Annotated in this window: 17 protein-coding genes; 10 read left to right on the top strand and 7 right to left on the bottom strand. The window is 42.2% G+C overall.

Annotation, left to right across the window (positions count from 1 at the left end; all coding sequences use genetic code 11):
* Positions 1–13: 13 nt before the first annotated feature.
* The gene (locus OHT75_RS12260; protein ID WP_264726994.1) at positions 14–583 is read right to left on the bottom strand and encodes a DsrE family protein; all 570 of its coding nucleotides are present in this window, start codon (positions 581–583) and stop codon (positions 14–16) included.
* A gap of 78 nt (positions 584–661) precedes the next feature.
* Between OHT75_RS12260 and OHT75_RS12255 the strand changes: the two genes are divergently transcribed.
* From OHT75_RS12255 to OHT75_RS12240, 4 genes are read left to right on the top strand one after another with little or no spacing between them, the layout of a single operon-like run.
* Positions 662–1,174, top strand: a complete 513-nt coding sequence (locus OHT75_RS12255; protein WP_264726993.1) for a GNAT family N-acetyltransferase — start codon at positions 662–664, stop codon at positions 1,172–1,174.
* Between the two features lie 3 nt (positions 1,175–1,177).
* A complete protein-coding gene (locus OHT75_RS12250; protein WP_264726992.1) occupies positions 1,178–1,525 on the top strand; it encodes a DMT family protein in 348 nt (115 codons plus the stop codon).
* Positions 1,526–1,542: 17 nt separating this feature from the next.
* Entirely contained in the window at positions 1,543–1,800 is a 258-nt protein-coding gene (locus tag OHT75_RS12245; protein WP_264726991.1) for a DUF2960 domain-containing protein, read from the top strand.
* A gap of 11 nt (positions 1,801–1,811) precedes the next feature.
* Entirely contained in the window at positions 1,812–2,321 is a 510-nt protein-coding gene (locus OHT75_RS12240; protein ID WP_264726990.1) for an RDD family protein, read from the top strand.
* Positions 2,322–2,405: 84 nt separating this feature from the next.
* Here the strand turns inward: OHT75_RS12240 and OHT75_RS12235 are convergent, their stop codons facing one another.
* The 3 genes from OHT75_RS12235 to lptF are packed head-to-tail and all read right to left on the bottom strand — an operon-like array spanning position 2,406 to position 5,089.
* On the bottom strand, positions 2,406–2,870 hold the full coding sequence (locus tag OHT75_RS12235) for a hypothetical protein (protein WP_264726989.1): 465 nt from the start codon (positions 2,868–2,870) through the stop codon (positions 2,406–2,408).
* Between the two features lie 48 nt (positions 2,871–2,918).
* On the bottom strand, positions 2,919–3,977 hold the full coding sequence (lptG, locus tag OHT75_RS12230; RefSeq protein ID WP_264726988.1) for an LPS export ABC transporter permease LptG: 1,059 nt from the start codon (positions 3,975–3,977) through the stop codon (positions 2,919–2,921).
* Positions 3,974–5,089 (bottom strand): LPS export ABC transporter permease LptF, encoded by a 1,116-nt coding sequence (lptF, locus tag OHT75_RS12225; RefSeq protein WP_264726987.1) that lies wholly within the window; start codon positions 5,087–5,089, stop codon positions 3,974–3,976. The genes lptG and lptF overlap by 4 nt, the downstream gene beginning before the upstream one ends.
* A gap of 274 nt (positions 5,090–5,363) precedes the next feature.
* On the opposite strand from lptF, the gene pepA reads away from it, so the two are divergent.
* The 6 genes from pepA to OHT75_RS12195 all read left to right on the top strand — a co-directional run bounded on the left by pepA (position 5,364) and on the right by OHT75_RS12195 (position 16,057).
* Positions 5,364–6,872, top strand: coding sequence for a leucyl aminopeptidase (gene pepA, locus OHT75_RS12220; RefSeq protein WP_264726986.1), 1,509 nt, complete (start codon positions 5,364–5,366; stop codon positions 6,870–6,872).
* 155 nt (positions 6,873–7,027) lie between these two features.
* On the top strand, positions 7,028–7,477 hold the full coding sequence (locus OHT75_RS12215) for a DNA polymerase III subunit chi (protein WP_264726985.1): 450 nt from the start codon (positions 7,028–7,030) through the stop codon (positions 7,475–7,477).
* 32 nt (positions 7,478–7,509) lie between these two features.
* Positions 7,510–10,425 (top strand): valine--tRNA ligase, encoded by a 2,916-nt coding sequence (locus OHT75_RS12210; RefSeq protein WP_264726984.1) that lies wholly within the window; start codon positions 7,510–7,512, stop codon positions 10,423–10,425.
* A gap of 166 nt (positions 10,426–10,591) precedes the next feature.
* Positions 10,592–13,603 (top strand): ImpA family metalloprotease, encoded by a 3,012-nt coding sequence (locus OHT75_RS12205; protein ID WP_264726983.1) that lies wholly within the window; start codon positions 10,592–10,594, stop codon positions 13,601–13,603.
* A 237-nt stretch (positions 13,604–13,840) separates the two neighbouring features.
* A complete protein-coding gene (locus OHT75_RS12200; protein WP_264726982.1) occupies positions 13,841–14,179 on the top strand; it encodes a PBPRA1643 family SWIM/SEC-C metal-binding motif protein in 339 nt (112 codons plus the stop codon).
* A 345-nt stretch (positions 14,180–14,524) separates the two neighbouring features.
* On the top strand, positions 14,525–16,057 hold the full coding sequence (locus tag OHT75_RS12195; protein WP_264726980.1) for an MFS transporter: 1,533 nt from the start codon (positions 14,525–14,527) through the stop codon (positions 16,055–16,057).
* 212 nt (positions 16,058–16,269) lie between these two features.
* Here OHT75_RS12195 and OHT75_RS12190 read toward each other — a convergent pair whose 3' ends face one another.
* From OHT75_RS12190 to OHT75_RS12180, 3 genes are all read right to left on the bottom strand, one after another.
* On the bottom strand, positions 16,270–18,558 hold the full coding sequence (locus OHT75_RS12190) for an OmcA/MtrC family decaheme c-type cytochrome (protein WP_264726978.1): 2,289 nt from the start codon (positions 18,556–18,558) through the stop codon (positions 16,270–16,272).
* A 327-nt stretch (positions 18,559–18,885) separates the two neighbouring features.
* Positions 18,886–19,854 (bottom strand): LysR family transcriptional regulator, encoded by a 969-nt coding sequence (locus tag OHT75_RS12185; RefSeq protein WP_264726976.1) that lies wholly within the window; start codon positions 19,852–19,854, stop codon positions 18,886–18,888.
* Positions 19,855–20,016: 162 nt separating this feature from the next.
* On the bottom strand, positions 20,017–20,727 hold the full coding sequence (locus OHT75_RS12180) for a 16S rRNA pseudouridine(516) synthase (RefSeq protein WP_264726974.1): 711 nt from the start codon (positions 20,725–20,727) through the stop codon (positions 20,017–20,019).
* Positions 20,728–20,769 lie beyond the last annotated feature (42 nt).

Below are 20,769 nucleotides of genomic sequence, written 5' to 3'. Positions count from 1 at the left end.
TCCATTTTTATGCTTAAAATGGATTTAAACTGTAACCTTGCTGAGCCAAAATAGCATGGGCGGTTAATGCCGATAACGCCATATTGACACCAGGAAGTAAGTCCTCGGCACCTATCCCATAATACGCAGCCGTTTGTCCACAAACATAAAATTTGACCTGATGTTTCGTTAATTCAGCAATTAACGCTTGGTTGGCATTTAACGTGCCTTTATTTAGCTTTTGATAAAAATCCCCAGTCATATCCATGGCGGCTTTACCATGAACAACCATGGCTAGCTCTATGTTTTCTAATTTCACCCCATTGGCTACATGCATATTGATAAAGCGAGCTAAGGTGTCAATTTGTCGATTTATTTTCCCCTCCTCTGCAGCCTGCCCCAAATCAAAAACCACCTTAAATGTCATATTTTCAGGAATAGGTAGCTGATTATCTACCGCGGCTATGCGGCCAAAATCTTTGATTACAGCACCGGATTTAAATGCCGAAAGTCCAGACGCTGCCTGAGCCTCTAGGCTAAACATTAACAGGATTAAACAGGCAAGATTAACAATCGTATAGGCAGTTTGAGGTAAAATTTTCATCGTGTTCCTTTAATGTGTAATAGTTGTTTATCCCTTCTCATCAAAGATATACTAGCAGCTGATTTTTTGATGTGTAGTATGAAAATGAACATTAGACAAATTACCGCTAAAGATTGGCCTGCAATAATGGCAATACAACAAAACTGTTATCACGATATTGCACCTGAATCACTTGCAAGCATGCAGAGCAAATGGTTAGTGTCGCCAGATTCTTGCATGGTTTATGAACATCAGGGGCAAATCATGGCTTATGTGTTGACGCACCCTTGGCAAAAAGGTGATGCGCCTAAGCTAAATAGTGTATTTACCTCGATTGAAAATTCCTGCTCACTGTATATTCACGACATGGCCGTATCCCCCTGCGCCCAAGGTTTAGGTGTGGCAAAAAAACTGGTAAATCATGTGGTACAAATATCAACAACTTTAGGGTTTTCAGGTATCGGCCTCATTGCGATTCAGGGCGCGAGTGAATTTTGGCAACGGTTTGGTTTTCAACCTGTTAACAATATGAGTAAGCAATTATCAACCTCACTTGCCAGTTATAGTGATGATGCCTGCTACATGTACCTGCCAGCCGATAAGGCTGTATAAAACATGCATCCCACTCTCATCACCATAGGCCTCCTTTGCCTGAGCAATATCTTTATGACATTTGCTTGGTACGGTCACCTCAAAACAATGAACAGCAAACCCTGGATCATCGCCGCTTTAGTCAGTTGGGGAATTGCATTATTCGAATATTTATTACAGGTTCCAGCAAATCGTATTGGTTATACGGTGATGAACGTGGGACAATTAAAGATTCTGCAAGAAGTGATTACATTAAGCCTATTTGTGCCTTTTGCTGTCTGGTACCTCAAAGAGCCGCTTAAACTCGATTACCTTTGGGCAGGTTTATGCATTCTCGGTGCAGTATATTTTATTTTTAGAAGCGATATGTGATCGCGTGAGGATTGTTAATGGCACGCCAAGTAATTTATACCTACAAAGGTAAAACGAAAACCATAGCCTTTAGTTACGACAAACACCATGACCTATATGAAGCAGCAGCAGAGGCTGAAGGTATCGACTTAACGAGTTTTCTTGCCATGGAAAAACAAGTGGCATTAACCTCTAAAAAAGGTGCAAAAGCGGAGAAAGAGTTTCGGCAAACCGAATTTAACCGTTTTGGTTTCACCAGCATCAAGTTTGTTCGCGATGAAGATGAAGCAAAATAAGGCACATTAATATGTTAAATACAGAACATGCCAATTTCCCTCGCGCAGGCTTCTTTCGCCGCTTAGGGGCTATGATTTATGACTTATTACTGGCCGTTGCGGTGTATATGATTGCCGGTGCTATAGGTTTTGGCATTTTTTACGGTTTACATACCATGGGATTGATTTCACTTGGTGGTCATGAACATATCTCTGATACTTTGAATAATACGCCGATATACCAAGGCATTTACCAGTTATGGCTGGCGTTATGGGTATGTGGATTTTACGCACTTTTTTGGAGCAAAGGCGGCCAAACCCTCGGGATGCGTGCTTGGCGATTGAAAGTGCAGCATCCAAATGGACAAAACCTCAGCTTTATCACTGCCTGTGCTCGTGTGGTATGGTCTTTAGCGGGGATTGGCAACCTATATATTTTGCTTAATAGTGATAAACTCGCGCTGCAAGATAAATTGACTCGTTCAGAAGTGGTGGTGTTGTCGGTTGAAGCAAATCAAATGCGTAATTGGCACGGTGCGTAAACTTTTAGCCTAAAAACTGATGGCTTTAAAATAATAAAAAACGCGCATTGAGCGCGTTTTTTATTTTATTAATCAAATGATATTTTAACGTTTTAATATATCGATAATTTCACGGGTGTTTTCCATTACACGAATGACGGTCCCATCCACGTTTACCGAGACTCTTCCCTCTCTATCTCGGGGAGAAATAATTTCACCACGAGAGAAAATATCACGACTTAATATATCCCCTTTAGCGAGCTTTTTTTGCCAACCAGGTGGTAATGGCTTGCCTTGGGCTGCCTTTTTCTGCAGCCCTGGAGGAAGTGATTTATTGTTGTCGTTATATCTGTCGTTATAATTGTCTCTGTCTCTGTCTCTGTCTCTGTCTCTGTCTCTGTCATCACGATCGTCTTTGTCTTTCTTGTGGTCTTTGTCTTTCTTTTTATCGCTATGTTTTTCGCTATATTGATCACTTTTTTGATCGTTTTGCTTGTCGTTTTTAGCAATAGCCGCAGGCATCATTAATGAAGCAATAACCACGGCTAAACATGAATACCAAACTTTCATTTTAATGTTCCTTTATTAAAAATCTGCACAGGAGTTATCAAGTAAAGCCTACTTTCTAATGTAATACAAAGCCACACCAGTAAATAAAACACTCGGCGCGACCGCTCCAACCATCGCTGGCAAATCATATACCATACTCATAGGGCCAAAAATTTGATTACTGATATAGAAACTGAACCCTGCAACCACGCCCAAAAGCACCCTCGCCCCCATGGTAACCGTTCTTAGCGGACCAAATACAAATGACAATGCCACCAGCATCATCACAGCAACAGTCACAGGCTGCATGATCTTGCGCCACAAAGCCAATTCATATCGGCTTGAGTCTTGCTGATTCACTTCTAAGTATTCTAAATAACCCAGTAATCCTTGAATCGATAACGCTTCAGGTTTTATCGATACCACCCCCAATTTATCAGGGGTTAAAGTCGAGCGCCATTGCTCGCTGGGCGTGGCAACTAATTCAATTTGGTCTTCTGATAATTCTGTCGTTGTCACATCCGTTAAACGCCATTCATCATTTTCAAAGTGTGCTTTTTTCGCTTGGGTTATTTGCACTAATTTTGATTGATCATCAAATTTATACAAGGTGACATTATTGAGCTTATCAATATCTCGCACCTCAGCAATATTGACAAACAAATCGCCATCTTTAGCCCAAATCCCACGTTGTGACTTAATTAAACTGCCACCCGATATCTTTGTTGCCTGCAACTCTTTGGCAGATTGCTCTGCTACTGGCGCGCCCCACTCTCCTAATGCCATCACCATAATCATAAGTGGAATAGCTGTTTTCATTGCAGACTGAGTGATTTGCAACCTAGACATGCCAGACGCCTGCATCACCACTAGTTCTGAATTTGAGGCTAACATTCCCATACCGATCAAGGCACCCAGTAATACCGCCATCGGGAAAAACATCTCAATATCACGTGGCACTAAATACAATACATAAACGCCTGCATCCATCATGGTATAGCTACCACGGCCAACTAGCCGGAGTTGGTCGACCCATTTAATGATGCCAGATAAGCCCGTCAGCACCAGTAAACATAAAGCCGAGGTGCTCAAGATCACACGTGAAATATATAAATCAATGATATTCATGACGCCACCTGCTTATTGGTTTTAAACAGGCTAAGAAACTTACCCCTTGAAGGGCGTTCTTTACCCAACAGCAAAATCCCCATAATCAGCGCGCAAACATGGATCCACCACATGCCTAAATAAGCAGGAATCACCTCATCTTGTAATGCTTTACGACCAGCAACCATTAAACCAAAATAGCCGAGGTATAACAAAATCGCAGGGAACATTTTAGCAAACTTACCCTGACGCACATTCACTCTTGCTAATGGCACCGCGATAAGCGTCAGTAACGGGATAGACAGTGGAATGGCTAAACGCCACTGAAATTCTGCTACCGCTTCCGGACCGGTAGTATTCATTAATTGTTCAATTGGCATGGCGGAAAGTTTACGGCTGCGCTCATCGACTTCTTGCTCTTTGATTTCCATTTTATAACCACCAAATTCAATAATTTGATAGTTCATGGCATTCGGGCTGCCTTGATAACGCAAACCACTTTCAAGTTGTAACTGTTGACTACCGTATTCATCTTCAATCACTTTACCTTGTTGGGCGACCACAATATTGGTTAAACCATTCTCATCATCGGCATCGGGCAACTGAGCAACAAACACTTTATCCAATTTATTATCTTTGCTGATTTTCTCAACAAAAAGCACCGCACGGCCGTTAGGACTGGTTTGAAAACGGCCTTGCGTTAATGCCGCTAACCCCGCCTCAGACTGAGCCTGCTCAAGCACTTGGTTTTGCCTTTCTTCAGCCCAGGGGGAAACATAAAGCGCTAAATAGGCGGTGAACGCCATATTAACAACAGCAAGAATTAAGGTGACACGAGTAACATACCATTCACTGACACCTACGCCATGCAATACCACCATTTCATTTTCGGCGTACATTCGACCGTGGGCCAATAAAATACCCAAAAAGAAACTTAACGGTAAAATCAATACGGTAAGTTGAGGCAAATTTAGCCCCAATAATGTCATGACTAATGATGCCGGAAATTCGCCATCTGAGGCATCGCCTAAAACGCGGACAAACTGTTGGCTAATAAAAATAGTTAACAGCACGGTAAGTACGGCTAATTGTGCTTTTAAAACTTCGCCAATCAAGTATCTAAATACAATCACAAATAGGATCCAAGGGCTAAACGTATCTTTTTACTGGTATCAGAGTTACTTTCATGTAAACTGTCTACTTTTAGCAGTTTTGATAGTTTTCTGACCAGCTCGGAAGGTGCTAAACAGCTAAGGTTCAGGCCAATTAAGTCGTCTCTGTTATAACGCTTATTTTGCCTACATGCCAGTAGCTTATCACTTTAAAGTTGATCTACGGCCATTCGGCCCGAAAGCAAACATTATCTTATAAATATAAAAATTTGTCTTTAAGAATCTAGGAGTGCTCATGGAGTTTAGCGTAAAGAGCGGTAGCCCCGAAAAGCAACGTTCAGCGTGTATCGTTGTTGGTGTATACGAACCTCGCCGTCTATCTGGTATCGCAGAGCAGTTAGATAAAATCAGTGAGGGTTACATCAGTAACCTTCTACGTCGTGGCGACCTTGAAGGTAAGCCAGGGCAAATGTTATTACTTCACCACGTGCCTAACGTGTTGAGTGAACGTGTATTATTAGTCGGTTGTGGCAAAGAGCGCGAGCTAGACGAGCGCCAATACAAACAAATTATCACTAAGACCATTAATACATTAAACGAAACAGGCTCAATGGAAGCAGTGTGCTTTTTAACTGAGCTTCACGTTAAAGGTCGCGATACTTACTGGAAAGTTCGCCAAGCGGTTGAAACCACTCATCAGAGTTTATATACCTTCGATGCATTAAAAACTCGCAAAGGTGAAACCCGTCGTCCATTACGTAAAATGGTATTCAATGTTCCTACTCGTCGTGAATTGACTATTGGCGAAAAAGCGATTGAACATGGCGCAGCAGTATCGCAAGGCATGTCATTATGCCGTGATGTGGCGAACATGCCGCCAAACATCTGTAACCCAGCTTACCTTGCTTCACAAGCTCGTCAAATGGCCGAAACTTACGCAACACTTAAAGTGTCAACCGTAGGTGAAGAGCAGATGGCTAAGTTAGGGATGAACTCATACCTTGCAGTTGGCCGTGCCAGTGCCAATGAATCCATTATGACCATTATGGAATATCAAGGTGCTGTCGACAGCACTCAAAAGCCAATTGTGCTTGTTGGCAAAGGGTTAACCTTTGACTCTGGCGGTATTTCATTAAAGCCTGGCGAAGCCATGGACGAGATGAAGTACGACATGGGTGGCGCTGCGGGCGTTCTCGGTGCGATGAAAGCGCTGTGTGAAATGAAACTGCCTATCAATGTTATTGGTGTACTCGCGGGCTGTGAAAACATGGTTTCGGGTAGTGCATACCGTCCTGGTGATATTCTGACCACTATGTCAGGTCAAACCGTAGAAGTATTAAATACTGATGCAGAAGGTCGTCTAGTACTGTGTGACGTCTTAACTTATGTTGAGCGTTTTGATCCTGAGTTAGTGATTGATACCGCAACCTTAACCGGTGCGTGTGTGATTGCACTCGGTAAACATGCTTCAGGTTTATTCAGCTCACATAACCCACTCGCCCATGAAATTTTAAATGCGGGCGAACAAAGCGGTGACCGCGCGTGGCGTATGCCATTGTGGGATGAGTACCAAGATTTGTTAGACAGTCCTTTTGCTGACATGACTAACTTAGGTGGCCGCCCAGCGGGGTCTATCACGGCTGCGTGTTTCTTGTCTCGCTTTGCTAAAAAGTATAATTGGGCTCACTTAGATGTGGCAGGTACCGCGTGGAATAGCGGTGCAAACAAAGGCTCAACCGGTCGTCCAGTGCCAATATTGACGCAGTTCTTGATTAATCGTTCAGGCATTGAAATCAACGAATAAGCTGTTTTCAAACTAAAGCAATATTTTAAAAGGCGAAGAACTCACTCTTCGCCTTTTTTATAACCTTAAAACGCATGCCATTTCTCCCATTAACCCCATTAGATTTTTAGTGTAAACTCCCCTTTACCTTATTCACCTGTAAAAGCATCTACACAATGCCCGAAACCGTGTTTTACCTTATGCCTGATAATCAGAATCAAATGAGTGCATTAGATGCCGTCTATTTAGCTGCCTGCCAATTAGCAGAGCAACATTATAGACAACAAAAACAGGTATATATTCATTGCCAAACCAAACAACAAGCCTATGCCATTGATGAACTATTATGGCAATTTGAACCCAGCTACTTTGTACCGCACAACTTAAAGGGTGAAGGCCCAGTTAACGGTGCCCCGGTTGAAATTGGCTTTGACCCACTTGGCCCGAATAAAAGTCGCCAAGTTCTGATTAATCTTGCAGACCAAGTGCCCCAATTTGCGGTAAACTTGGCGCATATTATCGATTTTGTGGCTAATGATGACACACTAAAAGGCATCGCAAGAAAGCGCTACCGTGATTATCAAACCCTTGGGTGTCAGGTTACGACCCAAGCTTTAGCTGAATAAACACTAAATTTAGATTGAGATAAAACGCCCCCATGGAAAAAACATACGATCCTAAGTCTATCGAACAAACGCTTTACCAAAACTGGGAAGAGCAAGGTTACTTCAAGCCGCACGGTGATGAATCACAAGGCAATTATTGCATCATGATCCCGCCGCCAAATGTGACAGGTAGCCTGCACATGGGCCACGCTTTCCAAGATACTATCATGGACACTTTGACCCGCTACCAGCGCATGAAAGGTAAAAACACCCTATGGCAAGTGGGTACAGACCATGCAGGTATTGCGACCCAAATGTTGGTTGAGCGTAAAATTGAAGCTGAAGAAGGCAAAACTCGCCACGACTTAGGCCGTGACGCCTTTATGGACAAAGTATGGGAATGGAAAGCACAGTCTGGCGGCACCATTACCAAACAGCTTCGTCGCATGGGTGCCTCTGTTGATTGGGATCGTGAACGTTTTACCATGGATGAAGGCTTGTCTAAAGCCGTTCAAGAAGTGTTTGTGCGCTTGTATGAAGACGACCTGATTTACCGCGGTAAGCGCCTAGTAAACTGGGACTGTAAATTACACACTGCTATTTCAGATCTTGAAGTTGAAAACAAAGAAAAACAAGGCCATATGTGGCACTTCCGCTACCCATTAGCAGAAGGTGCATTAACGGCTGATGGTAAAGACTATTTAGAAGTTGCCACCACACGTCCTGAAACCATGCTAGGTGACAGCGCGGTTGCCGTGCACCCAGATGATGAGCGTTATCAGTCATTAATTGGCAAATTTATTTTATTGCCAATCGTAAACCGTTTAATTCCGATTGTAGCGGATGACTATGTCGACATGGAATTTGGTACGGGCTGTGTAAAAATCACCCCTGCGCACGACTTTAACGATTATGAAGTCGGCAAACGTCATGCATTACCTATGTACAACATCTTTACCTTAGATGCCGCAGTACGAGAATATGTTGAAGTGATTAACACCGACGGCACACCAAACAAAGATATCGAAATCGCTTTACCTGAGCGTTATGTTGGCCTTGACCGTTTTAAAGCCCGCACAGCAATTGTGGAAGAGTTTGAGACCTTAGGTTTACTTGAAAAAATCGCCCCACATGGTTTGAAAGTTCCTTATGGCGATCGCAGCGGCGTGGTAATTGAGCCACTGCTAACTGACCAGTGGTATGTTGCGGTAGCACCAATGGCAAAAACCGCATTAGAAGCCGTTGAAAATGGCGACATTAAGTTTGTACCGCAGCAATACGAGAACATGTATTACTCGTGGATGCGTGACATCAATGACTGGTGTATTTCACGCCAGCTATGGTGGGGACACCGCATTCCAGCTTGGTACGACCAAAATGGCAAAGTGTATGTCGGCCGTAATGAAGCAGAAGTCCGCGCTAAACATAAACTTGCTGACTCAGTCGTATTACGCCAAGACGATGACGTATTAGATACTTGGTTTAGTTCTGCACTATGGACCTTCTCTACCTTAGGTTGGCCTGACAACTTAGAAGATTTAAAAACCTTCCACCCAACTGACGTGTTGGTGACTGGTTTTGACATTATTTTCTTCTGGGTTGCCCGTATGATCATGATGACAATGCACTTCATTAAAGATGAAAACGGCAAGCCACAAGTCCCTTTCAAAACCGTTTATGTGACTGGACTTATTCGCGACGAAGCCGGTAACAAGATGTCTAAGTCAAAGGGTAACGTTCTTGACCCATTAGACATGATTGACGGTATTGATTTAGAAAGTTTAGTGAGCAAGCGTACTGGCAATATGATGCAGCCACAATTGGCCGCTAAAATTGAAAAAAGTACCCGCAAAGAATTTGCCGAAGGCATTGAAGCCCACGGTACCGATGCACTGCGCTTTACCCTAGCAGCAATGGCATCAACCGGTCGTGATATTAACTGGGACATGAAACGTCTTGATGGCTACCGCAGCTTCTGTAATAAATTATGGAACGCATCACGTTACGTGCTAATGAATACCGAAGTGCAAGCGGATCCTGACAGCAATGAAGCAGGCGAACCTTTAGATTGCGGCCAAATTCTTGTTGATGGCAAACCCGGTGAAATGCAGCTTTCACTTGCTGACCGTTGGATTATTGGTTTATTCAACCAAACGGTGAAAACCTTTGAAGATCACATGGCGGCATACCGTTTCGACTTAGCAGCGAATACCTTATATGAGTTCACATGGAACCAATTCTGTGACTGGTATTTAGAATTAACTAAGCCTGTCATGCAAAATGGCAGCGAAGCCGAGCAACGTGGTACTCGTCATACTTTGGTTACCGTGCTTGAACAAATGCAACGTTTAATGCACCCCATTATGCCATATATTACCGAAACCATTTGGCAACGGGTTAAGCCGTTGGCGGGTGTGACGGGCAACACCTTAATGCTAGCAAGCTTTCCAACATATCAAGCGGATAAAGTTGATGCTGCAGCAATGGCTGATCTTGAGTGGGTTAAGCAAGTGATTGTAGCTGTGCGTAATATTCGTGCTGAATTGAATATTGCCCCATCAAAACCACTTAATGCCTTATTACGTGGTGTGAGCTATGAAGACCGTATTCGTCTTGAAGCGAACCAACCATTCTTTGCCAGCTTAGCCAAATTAGAGTCTATGACGATTCTGAATGAAGGTGAAACTGCGCCAATGTCGACCACCCAGTTAATCGGTAATATGGAATTACTGATCCCTATGGCAGGTTTAATTGATGTTGCAGCAGAAATGGCACGTATCGATAAACAACTTGAAAAGTTAAGCCAAGAAGTTAGCCGTATTGAAGGCAAATTATCAAACCAAGGTTTTGTAGCAAAAGCCCCTGCTGCGGTGATTGATAAAGAGCGTGAAAAAATGACCAGTTTAAGTCGTGATATTGAAAAATTGAACGAACAAAAAACGGAGTTGGCTAAACTAGAAGTTGAATAATAACCAGTAGTTACCCCAAACTTGATGCCAGTACATTTGTACTGGCTTTTTATTTAGCCAAACAAATGTGACAAGTTGTAACGCACTAAAATAATTAGCTATTTATTTTTGCACTCGATCACCTCAAGCGGCATAATGCTACAAACATGTTAAAAAAGATGGCAATATGAAACAAAAATACGCATTAATCACCCCTGCTCTATTGTTGTTATTAACGGCATGCGGAGGCGGAGGTGAATCATCTGAGCCACCTGTAACACCACCCACAGTCACGCCCCCCGTAACACCTCCGCCAGTTGAAACTGCTGCCCCCACGATTGCCGCCATTTCTCCGTTAACCGAATGGAATGATGAGGTCATTACGATTAACGCGAATGTGACCCTTGATCCCAGTGTGACCGCGACTTATCAATGGCAACAAACTGCAGGTGCTGAAGTGGTCATCCGTGATGCGGATAAACAGACGGTCAGTATTGATGCTTCACAACTAGAAAGTGACACAGTTGTCACCCTTGAATTAACTGTGACAGACACAAACAACAAAAGCGCTTCAACTCTGGTTAATATCAGCCTGAACGATCGCATTTCTGCAGCCATGAAAACGGGCGATGCCAGTGATATTAATGGCCCACTATTAACGACCTTGATTAAACGCCTTGATAAAGACTTTATTCAATCTCAGCAGTTGCAAAGTGATTTTTTAAAAGCCATTTTTAATACTGATGCCATCGTATTTGAACCGGGTCAGCACTCACAATTAATTGAAATTAATAACGCAGTACATGGTTACCCTGATAACCCAACCTTTGAGTTATTAAAAGGAAATAAAGGGCGTGTTTTCGCTGCAGCCAGCATACAACAGGGCGTTAACCACGCTGCATTTGGAACCGATATTTTCAATCGTCTTAATGCTGGACACTTCCCTGAATTTGAAGCCAGTTTTAAGCGTTTATTAGCTTGGCAAATGCAGCAAAACTTAACTGATACTTCTGATAATCGCATCAGTATTTTTGGTCTAAATGAATCTGGTGCAAATCGGGTAAAAACCTGGTTTACAAGTCATTATCCTAATATGATCGTCACTCTTTGTGCCGATAGTGCGGCAACGGATGAAGCATTAACAAGTTGCGTTAATGACAGTGATTTAGTGGTTGTTGCCTCAGATGAAATTTTTACCGATCTTCAAATTAATACCGTATTAGATTCTGCGTTAACCCAGAAAAAGCCCTTACTTTATACCCACAGACATTCTTGGAATAGCAAACCACAAACCGCAATTGTGTTAGGTAAAATTCACCTTTCAATGCAAGCCCCTGGTGGGCCTGGTAACTTTTTCAATACGGATAAAGCCAATTGGAATACCGTTACTGACATGCTACAGGCCTCACCGTTATTCAATGATGAGCAAAAATGGGTTAACGGATTCTTAAACCAAGAATTTCCGTTTAATTTTAGCCTATGTCAAACCGATTGTGATGCCATTTATAACGACAGTTACCGTCCAAGTTTACTCACAATAAAACAACGTATTAATCAGTTAGATCAAAATAAAATAGCGCTTTTCGAGCAAGAAAATAGTCATGCGATTTATAAAAAACTGGTACTGCTGGGGGATGTTTATCGTCAAAACATTCAGTATCCGATGAATGTCGCCAGTTTGGACAATTTAAGTTTCGCCAAAGCCTACTTTGCTGATCACAGTGTGTTTTATACCCGCTCATTTAGCATGGTACCTAACTCACTGGGTAACTTTAGTCGCACTGACTTTAGTCATGTGACACCTAAAGATAAGCAAATCAATCTGACCAGTAAAAATGGCTTCCGCTCGACAGGGGTTTATCACATTCCCGGTCAACCAATGAGTATCACGCGCTTGGACAATAGCGCGGTCCGTGCATGGGTATTTATCAATACCCAACGCTCAGCCTCGACCAAAGAGTTTGGTGAAAACACATACAACAGACCTAAATATCTGCAGTCTCCTCAAATTGAGCTCAAAAAAGGCGAAACCATCACCCTCACCAGCGCCTATGGTGGTCCGGTTCAAATCCGATTTGATCAATCTGATATCAGCACCCAGTTCAACTTTAGCAATATTGGTGAGCACCCGTATTGGCGTGATGGAATGGATGCCAATACCTTTGCCACTGCACTTGCTCAGGCAGATTATGATTGGGCAGAAATTGCCAGCCCGCATTTTGAAGTGCATTCGCAAACGGATAAAATGCAAAAAACCATGGCACTTTATTCACGCTGGAATAGCGCTGATACTATGGCTGAGGCCATGAACAACAACTTACATAATTTGCCTCACGTACTCGCTGGGTTTCAAGGTCCGAATATTGATACCGTTGCTGAAATCGTTGATTTTGCCAATAACCACAACTTAGCCGTGACGCAGTTGAACACGGTAAAACACATGAATGCAGACCAAGCAACCTGTGGTTCAGGTTGTTCAGGCAACCCTTACGATGCATTTTGGAATTTCAATCCACTGGGGCATGGTGATATTCATGAACTCGGCCACGGCTTAGAGCATTCCAAACTGCGTTTTGATGGTGTTGATGGTCATGCATCAACTAATCCATATTCTTATTACACTAAGTATATGAACTACTTATCTTTAGGTGAGTTGCCAAACTGTCAGTCATTACCGATTAAAAATGAGTTTGATTTACTGCAGCAAAGCGTGCAAACCGCTGATCCATCGGCCTTTATGAAAGCCGCCAATCTAAACGGTTGGAGCCAAGGCATGTCAATTATGGTGCAGATGTATGCCACAGCCCAAAAGCAAGGAGCCTTATCAAATGGCTGGCATTTATTGCCTAGATTGCACATCATTTTGCGCGAATTTGAAGCGAACAAAAATGATCTCAATAAGTGGGATGCGATTAAAGCTCAGCTTGGCTTTAGCCTTTTTGATCAAACCGAGGCTAAATCAATCAGCAATAATGATTTTCTGATCATTGCCATGAGCCATGCCACTAAACTCAATTATTTACCGCTGTTTGAAATGTGGGGATTAACGGTTTCTGATAAAGCCAAGTTACAAGTGAATCAATTTGGCTATACTGCCACCATAAAACAGGTGTTCGCATTTGAAAAAGACGGTTATTGCTACGGTTTAGACATGCCAGCCGTGGCCATTGATGGTATTCAACCTTGGCCTTTTAATTAGCAAAGCAAACAATCAAACAATAAAATCAGAGGGTTAATATTATTATCCCTCTGATTTTTTTATTAGCCTCAATATTATGCCGTTAAACAAGGCATTTTAAATCGCTATCTTTTCTATTAGGTTGCCAAAACACTTTCACCATCAATCAGCATAATTCGTCAATAATACTGGTCAAATAACGCTAATTACTGTAAAAGCTTCAGCCAAAATCATCATCCAATTAAATGGTATTCCGCTATGTCAGATAAATTCTTTTTTAAAGGTCGCAGAACCCCAAAACCGGCCTATGGCGAAAGTGGCTATAACACCAAACGCCAAACCAAAATTGGCACTGAAGCCAGCCCGTTGCAATTAACAGTTCAATCGGATGAGCGCAAACAAGCGGTGCAAGCCATTGTCGATGAACAAGGATTATTTGCCATTATTACCATAAATAGTGACATTGAAGAAAACATCGTTCAGCTTGAGCGCATCTTAAACAAACCTAAAGCGGTTGTTGCTGAAGCAAAAATAAATCGCAATGCCCCTTGCACCTGCGGCAGTGAAAAGAAATACAAAAAGTGTTGTGGTCAATAACCTTGTTATCTTAAATCTATGTCAGTCGACACCACTGGCATAGATTGCTTTCAAGATCGCAATACAAGCAAACGTTCTACAATCATTCACACAGATTCATTAGTCAAAGCCACTCTCTTCTATCGCCCAATATACAGGTTACTGGTAAGCATCTTTTACCTGCAAATCACTTTCATGCGGCAGTAAAAACCACAAATAGCGATCGACTTTAGCTTAGCAAGTAAATGAGTAAGCAAAGATATAGCCCGCTAAATCACCATAACCACATTGGCCTTGGTTTTTAACGCCAAAGTTAGGTAAAGTGTCTGCCAATTTCGCTAAACAATCATAACAAAAGGGTAACTTATGAGTGCTAATTCACACTCAGGCAATGACCTAAGTGAAGTAAAACAACTTGGTATGTGGGCCTCCATCACCAGCCTTGGCTATATTTTCTGGCTAGTGGGCGGCATGGAGCTGGTAGAACGTATTGCCTATTATGGCGTAAAAGCGAGTGCGGGCTTATATGCTAAATCACCGCAGTCTGAAGGCGGATTAGGGATTAATCTACACGATTACGGTATTATCCTCGCGGCCTGGGCCTTACTACAAACTTTTATTCCCGTTTTAACCGGGGGCATATCTGATCGCGTTGGCTATAAAGAAACGATATTTGTATCAACCATTATTAAAATCATGGGTTATCTCACCATGGCTTTATTCCCTAATTTTTGGGGTTTTTTAGGCGGGGCCATGTTGTTGGCTGCCGGTACAGGGGTATTTAAACCCGGTATTCAGGGGACATTAGTTCTCTCCACAAAACGTGAAAACACGTCTATGGCTTGGGGAATTTTTTACCAAGTGGTCAACATTGGCGGATTTTTAGGGCCATTAGTTGCAGTGCATATGCGTCAGTTATCTTGGGATAATGTGTTTTATGCTTGTGCGGCGATTATTTCATTAAACTTTTTATTTCTATTAGCCTACAAAGAGCCTGGTAAAGATGAACGAGTTGAACGTGCGCGCAAAGTAAAATCGGGCGAAATAAAACAACAAGCCCTGTGGAAAGATGCCCTGCATGAGCTGAAAAAACCTGTTGTCATTTACTACATGCTGGTATTTGCCGGTTTCTGGTTTTTATATAACTCATTGTTTGATGTGCTCCCTATTCATATTGCAGAATGGGTGGATACTAGCATTATTGTTACCTCTTTATTTGGCCCAGAAGGTACCAGTAACGGTATCTTACAATTCTGGTTAGGCTTAAATAATGAAGGCACAAAGGTGATGCCTGAGGGTATGCTGAACTTGAACGCAGGTATGATCATGACAACCTGTTTTTTAGTGGCTGCCTTTACGGCTAAATACCGCATTACCACCGCCATGTTAGTGGGTTGTATTTTAAGCATTGTGGCCATCATGTTAGTCGGTGCATTTAATGCGGCATGGATGATGGTATTAGCCATTGCGATGTTTTCTTTTGGTGAAATGATGATCAGCCCAAAGAAAAATGAGTTTATGGGTAACATTGCCCCTGAAGGTAAAAAAGCCATGTACCTTGGTTTTGTGATGTTACCGCAAGGGATTGGTTGGACATTAGAAGGGTATTTTGCGCCTAAGCTTTATCAAATTTATGCCTCAAAAGAAATCATTTCTCGCAATGAGCTAGTGACTCGAGGCATGAGCCAATCCGATGTTGATGCCATTCCTCAAGGTGAAGCCTTTATGCGCTTAGTTGATTTTACAGGCATTGAAGCACAGCCATTAACCCATATGCTTTATGAAGCGAATAACATTGGTATGGCTTGGTATATTATTGCTGCGATTGGCATTATTTCTGCTGTGGGCATTTTCATCTACGGTAAGTGGTTACTGCAAATGCAGCGCCAGCAAGCCTAACGATATTCGATGGGGTGTAGCGCGAGTTACAATCACCTCAACAGACGCAAATAATAAAGGGAGATGCATGTGCATCTCCCTTTTAGTTTGGCTGAAGTATTGAGTGGCTATTTAGATAGCATGGCAATGAAAATTATCACGTCATTGTTACCTGTATACTTCATAGATTGTTTAATAAGTCGAACTAACCTTACCTAGTGTGCTGTTGTGAATTAATGTGCACCTCCCATATGGACCTTATCGATACCATAAGTTTTACCTTCTGCGTGACAAGTCGCACATGATTCAACAGGTAAATTAGCGGTTGTTGCAGGATTACCTTCTACATATGCGCCATTACTTTCAAAGTGAGCTAAAGCAGAACCTTTAATGTGACAAGAGCGGCAAGATTCAGCAATAGGCGAAATATACTCAGTCGCACTCACTTGAATAGAACGTTTACCTGAAGTTAAACCACCATCATCAGCAAACAACGTTGCGCCTGCTTTATGACATGCCTGACAATCTGTTGCTAAGGCAGGATAACCCACGGTGTTGATATTTTTATCAAAGTATATTGCCCCACCGTCCCACGCACCGCTATGGAATCTGTGCGATACGGTAACAAGGTCTCTGTTACTGAAGCTTAAGCCATCAATATTAGCAAAAATCGGTTTACCATCGGCATCAACCTCACCGGTATCGTAGGCCACATCACCGTGATATGAGCCAGGATAACGGTTATTGTGACAATCCATACATTGGGTAAACTCGGTAGCTCCGTGAGTCCCTTTAACATGAGTTAGATTACCATGACAGGTATTACATTGGGCTTCACTCACCGTGATACGAGCTGGGTCATCAACGCGAGCGATAACTTCATCTGCCGTAGGGTCTGATAAATTGAAGTACTGAATGGGTGCATTATTCGCCACACCAAGTTGTTCAATATCGCCATCGGCATTTTTTGTACATTTGACAATTTTGTCAGCTTCAGCACAAACCTGAACTTCTGCGGTGACATATATTGGTCCCATTAAGCGGCTGCTACTAAAGTCTTTAGCTAGGGTCATAACCCCACCCGTTACACTTTTTACATCAGTGACAACCGACATACCTAAGCCTCTAAGTGGGGTGCCATCGGCTTCTAAGTTACCAATTAACAAACCCCGTCTGGTACTGGTCATGTACTCACTTAAGTTAGTGCCATCGGCAATGGCTACCCCATTTAACATCACTTTAGCGGTAATCGTTAAGGTAGAAACTAAAGGGTCAGCTGTGGTAGTTGCTACGGCAGAGGTAAAGTCAAAGGTTAAGCCTTCAGCAACTCGGTCTCGCTGGCCCACTTTATGCGCTTGCATAGGACTTAAAACGCCTGCGCCATGACAACCTGAACACACTGCATCACTGCCAGGAACAATACCACGGTGGTTTTCACCCGTTACTAAGTCAACATTCACGTGACATGACAAACAAGCTTCGGCATAAACATTATCATTCCATGCAGTACCATTGTCATGACAAGTGGTGCATTGGCTAAGCTCGGCTGGAAAACCAATTTCACCAAACATTTCTTTGGCTTCACCGGTTAAATCATCCGCAATATGATGACCTGCGTGAATGGTGTGGATCATCGCATTAAAGTTAGCATTAAAGCCTTTTTCAGGATCGTCCTGTCCACCAGCATAAGCAGGGTTATGACAAGCAACACAGTTTTCTACTTTTTGGTAATTATGGTGAGCACCGATATTCGCAATACGCATATCAGTATCCGCATAACCTTCCATTGGGCTATGACACTTAATACACGCCGCATTTGATACCGTATCTTTAGCTGAAATAGCTAACTCACCGGTCGCAGGAATAAAATCAACTGGAGTTGACATTATCTTATCTGATATGCCCGTACCATCAGCCATGGTCACGTCATAGGCGCGAATAAATACCCGCACAAGGTCATTGGCATCGCCAGCGGCCAAGACAACAGGCGCATTACCATCGTGGGCCCAAGTACCCGTATAGGTGCCGGGGTTGGCTTCATCTTCAACTAAGGTACAAGCATCAACCTCTGCGCCGCCTCGGGCAGTGGCTTTGCCTGTTGGCGTACAATACATGCTACTGCCAAATTCATTTGCCAAGGTATGGTTCACCCACAGCATTGGCGCGCCGGTGTCGGTTGTATTTTCAGATTGGCTCATGACATACAGCGCCACTTTCTCTAAACCAGAAAATGCTTTTGCATTACCCGCTGTATTTTTACCTATTGCAGTAAATTTAAGGGTAAATGGGCTGTCACCAACCACAACAATATCTTCAGGCATGACAGAAACAACTAAATCAGCTGCTGAACTCACAGTGGTTACAACATCACCTGCAGGAGTACCAGGAGTGCCGGGAGTACCAGGTTGACCTGGAGCGCCAGGTGCTCCAGGGGCACCATCTGAACCGTCAGATCCGCATGCAGCTAGGCCGAATGCGGAAATAAAGGCGATGGCGATTAACGATTTATTATAGGTTTTCATTTTAAATCCCCCGATTTAATGAAATATGCTTTTGCATACTTAAAATATAATGAAAACCTTACTTTTTGCGCGGGTAACGTATCGAAGATGTGAACAAAGGTTAAAGTTTCGTTAAGTGAAATTTACAATTTCTAATTTGCGGATTGCAGATCCTTTAATTGGTGATTTCTCTTTTTGAAATCGATAAAGCAGTAAATGGTTATTCAAACATAAAAACAATACCACTAATTAGGTATAAGATTAAATATTCAATTTAAAAACAATCAATTAAAATAGTTAGAGGTTACATGTTTATTTTTATCTGTTGAGAGGGTATAAGTGTTTTATTTACGAAACAGTTAAAAACAACTTATTAATGAGAGTAATTATTATTTGCTTGGAGGCTTCAGAATATCGACGATATTGCTCATCGCCTTCAAAAAAACAATACACAGGAAAATTCATCACCTTCTTTAACTTGTTTAACTCTTTCGTTGGCAAAGGTTGCGAACATACCCGAGGAATATCATTGGCTATCAACCCCTCAGGCATTATTGTTAATGACACACTGCCCATGGTCATCAGATGCCAATACCAATCATCTAATCCTGAAACGTACTCGATATTAGTCAAAAAATGGCCACTTTCTTGGCAATACAACTCTAAAGGATCAATACGATGGTTATAGCCGTGACATTTTAAATACACATAATCAAATTCAGCAATATCCGCTATCGAGATAGGAGCTGGGCATTGCCAAATAGGATGATCTTTACTCGCGACAACATAAAGGCTACTGACCTCAATAATGGGAGTCACATTCAGCCCATGTTGGTTTTGTTCATCAAAGCCAATGCCGAAATCAATTTCACCTTTATGAATTTTCTCTTCCGTGTCATTTTGCCAAGGATGTAAGCGTAAAGGCCCAAAATGATTAAAAAATTCAGGTAAGCTCAACGACATCGCCAAACTGGTAATGATACTGGGAGACACAGCCACATTGAGCACGGGTTTTAATGGGTTTCGTTTGGTTTGTTGTGCGACCGATTCAATTTGATCAATAGTATCGCTGAACTGACAAATAGGTTGATAAAGCTGTTCGGCTAAAGGCGTTGGTTTTAATCCTTGCTGGCGACGATAAAATAACTCATCGTCAAAAGTATTCCGCAACGAAGTTAAGCAACGGCTAACTTTAGGTGCTGAAACCCCCAAAGCTTTAGCGGCCAAATTGGCATAACCCGTTTCATAAATGGTTTTAAAAACCAATAAACAAAAAACATCTAACTCGCTTATTTTTTTGATTACTTGAGTATCCACACTTTTTCTCGGTGTTCGGCCAATTAATCAAAGCTAACATCTCACTCAGGTTAAAAAATTGATCTATCTCGCTAAATGAGTATCTACTGATGTAATCGTCAATTTAACAATGGTGAAATCACCCCGAATAACAAATTGATTTTTATATTACAAATAATAACCTTAGGTATAAATTGAATTAATCTCAGATATCGACAAAGCTCTAAATTTTCCTTGGTCTAAATCATCGTCTAAACAAATTGCCCCCACCGACTCTCGGTGTAATGCAATCACAGGGTTTTGAAAACGACCAAACATGCGTTTAATTTGGTGATACTTACCTTCTTTTAACTCAACCAAAGCCTGATGAGTTGACAGCACAGTTAACTTCGCCGGTTGGGTGGTTATGCCTTCATATTCAAACCACATCCCTTGCTCAAAAGCCGCTATATAGGTGTCATCAATCGGGTTCGCTAACGTGACTAAATAGCGTTTAATTACTTTACTTTCGGGCGCCATTAACCTTTGTGACCATTTGGCATCATTTGTAATTAATAATAATCCGGTCGAATTAAGATCTAACCTACCCGCTATATGCAGTAAATCGTGGTCAATACCTTTTAATAAATCTAAAGCCGTAACATGCTGCTCGTCAACCGTAGCACTCACCACGCCTTTGGGCTTATTTAGCATCCAATAAGCACGTTGTCGTTGTTGCAATACATTACCTTGACATTCAACTAGGCTAAATTCATCTATTTGGGTATCTGCAGTTAATACCTGATGCCCATCGATAAATAACTGCTTGGAAGCAATCAAGTTACGTACCATTTTTTTAGGTATTTGCAGGCGTTTAGCTACAAAAGTGTCAATTCGTCCACGCTTGGAAACCATAAGTTATCGATTTATCAAAGTTGAGTTAGGTTACATAATACC

The organism is Shewanella subflava, from assembly GCF_025971955.1.
Taxonomy (GTDB): Bacteria; Pseudomonadota; Gammaproteobacteria; order Enterobacterales; family Shewanellaceae; genus Shewanella; species Shewanella subflava.
Note: the sequence above shows the minus strand (reverse complement) of the source record. Positions and strands in the feature narration are given on the sequence as shown.

Bases quoted from the DNA above. Each gene is read 5' to 3' on its own strand.
- OHT75_RS12190 (WP_264726978.1), bottom strand. From the start codon at position 18,558: ATGAAAACCTATAATAAATCGTTAATCGCCATCGCCTTTATTTCCGCA.
- OHT75_RS12180 (WP_264726974.1), bottom strand. From the start codon at position 20,727: ATGGTTTCCAAGCGTGGACGAATTGACACTTTTGTAGCTAAACGCCTG.
- OHT75_RS12215 (WP_264726985.1), top strand. From the start codon at position 7,028: ATGCCCGAAACCGTGTTTTACCTTATGCCTGATAATCAGAATCAAATG.
- OHT75_RS12195 (WP_264726980.1), top strand. From the start codon at position 14,525: ATGAGTGCTAATTCACACTCAGGCAATGACCTAAGTGAAGTAAAACAA.
- OHT75_RS12255 (WP_264726993.1), top strand. From the start codon at position 662: ATGAAAATGAACATTAGACAAATTACCGCTAAAGATTGGCCTGCAATA.
- OHT75_RS12260 (WP_264726994.1), bottom strand. From the start codon at position 583: ATGAAAATTTTACCTCAAACTGCCTATACGATTGTTAATCTTGCCTGT.
- OHT75_RS12200 (WP_264726982.1), top strand. From the start codon at position 13,841: ATGTCAGATAAATTCTTTTTTAAAGGTCGCAGAACCCCAAAACCGGCC.
- OHT75_RS12245 (WP_264726991.1), top strand. From the start codon at position 1,543: ATGGCACGCCAAGTAATTTATACCTACAAAGGTAAAACGAAAACCATA.
- OHT75_RS12240 (WP_264726990.1), top strand. From the start codon at position 1,812: ATGTTAAATACAGAACATGCCAATTTCCCTCGCGCAGGCTTCTTTCGC.
- OHT75_RS12250 (WP_264726992.1), top strand. From the start codon at position 1,178: ATGCATCCCACTCTCATCACCATAGGCCTCCTTTGCCTGAGCAATATC.
- pepA (WP_264726986.1), top strand. From the start codon at position 5,364: ATGGAGTTTAGCGTAAAGAGCGGTAGCCCCGAAAAGCAACGTTCAGCG.
- OHT75_RS12205 (WP_264726983.1), top strand. From the start codon at position 10,592: ATGAAACAAAAATACGCATTAATCACCCCTGCTCTATTGTTGTTATTA.
- OHT75_RS12235 (WP_264726989.1), bottom strand. From the start codon at position 2,870: ATGAAAGTTTGGTATTCATGTTTAGCCGTGGTTATTGCTTCATTAATG.
- lptG (WP_264726988.1), bottom strand. From the start codon at position 3,977: ATGAATATCATTGATTTATATATTTCACGTGTGATCTTGAGCACCTCG.
- OHT75_RS12210 (WP_264726984.1), top strand. From the start codon at position 7,510: ATGGAAAAAACATACGATCCTAAGTCTATCGAACAAACGCTTTACCAA.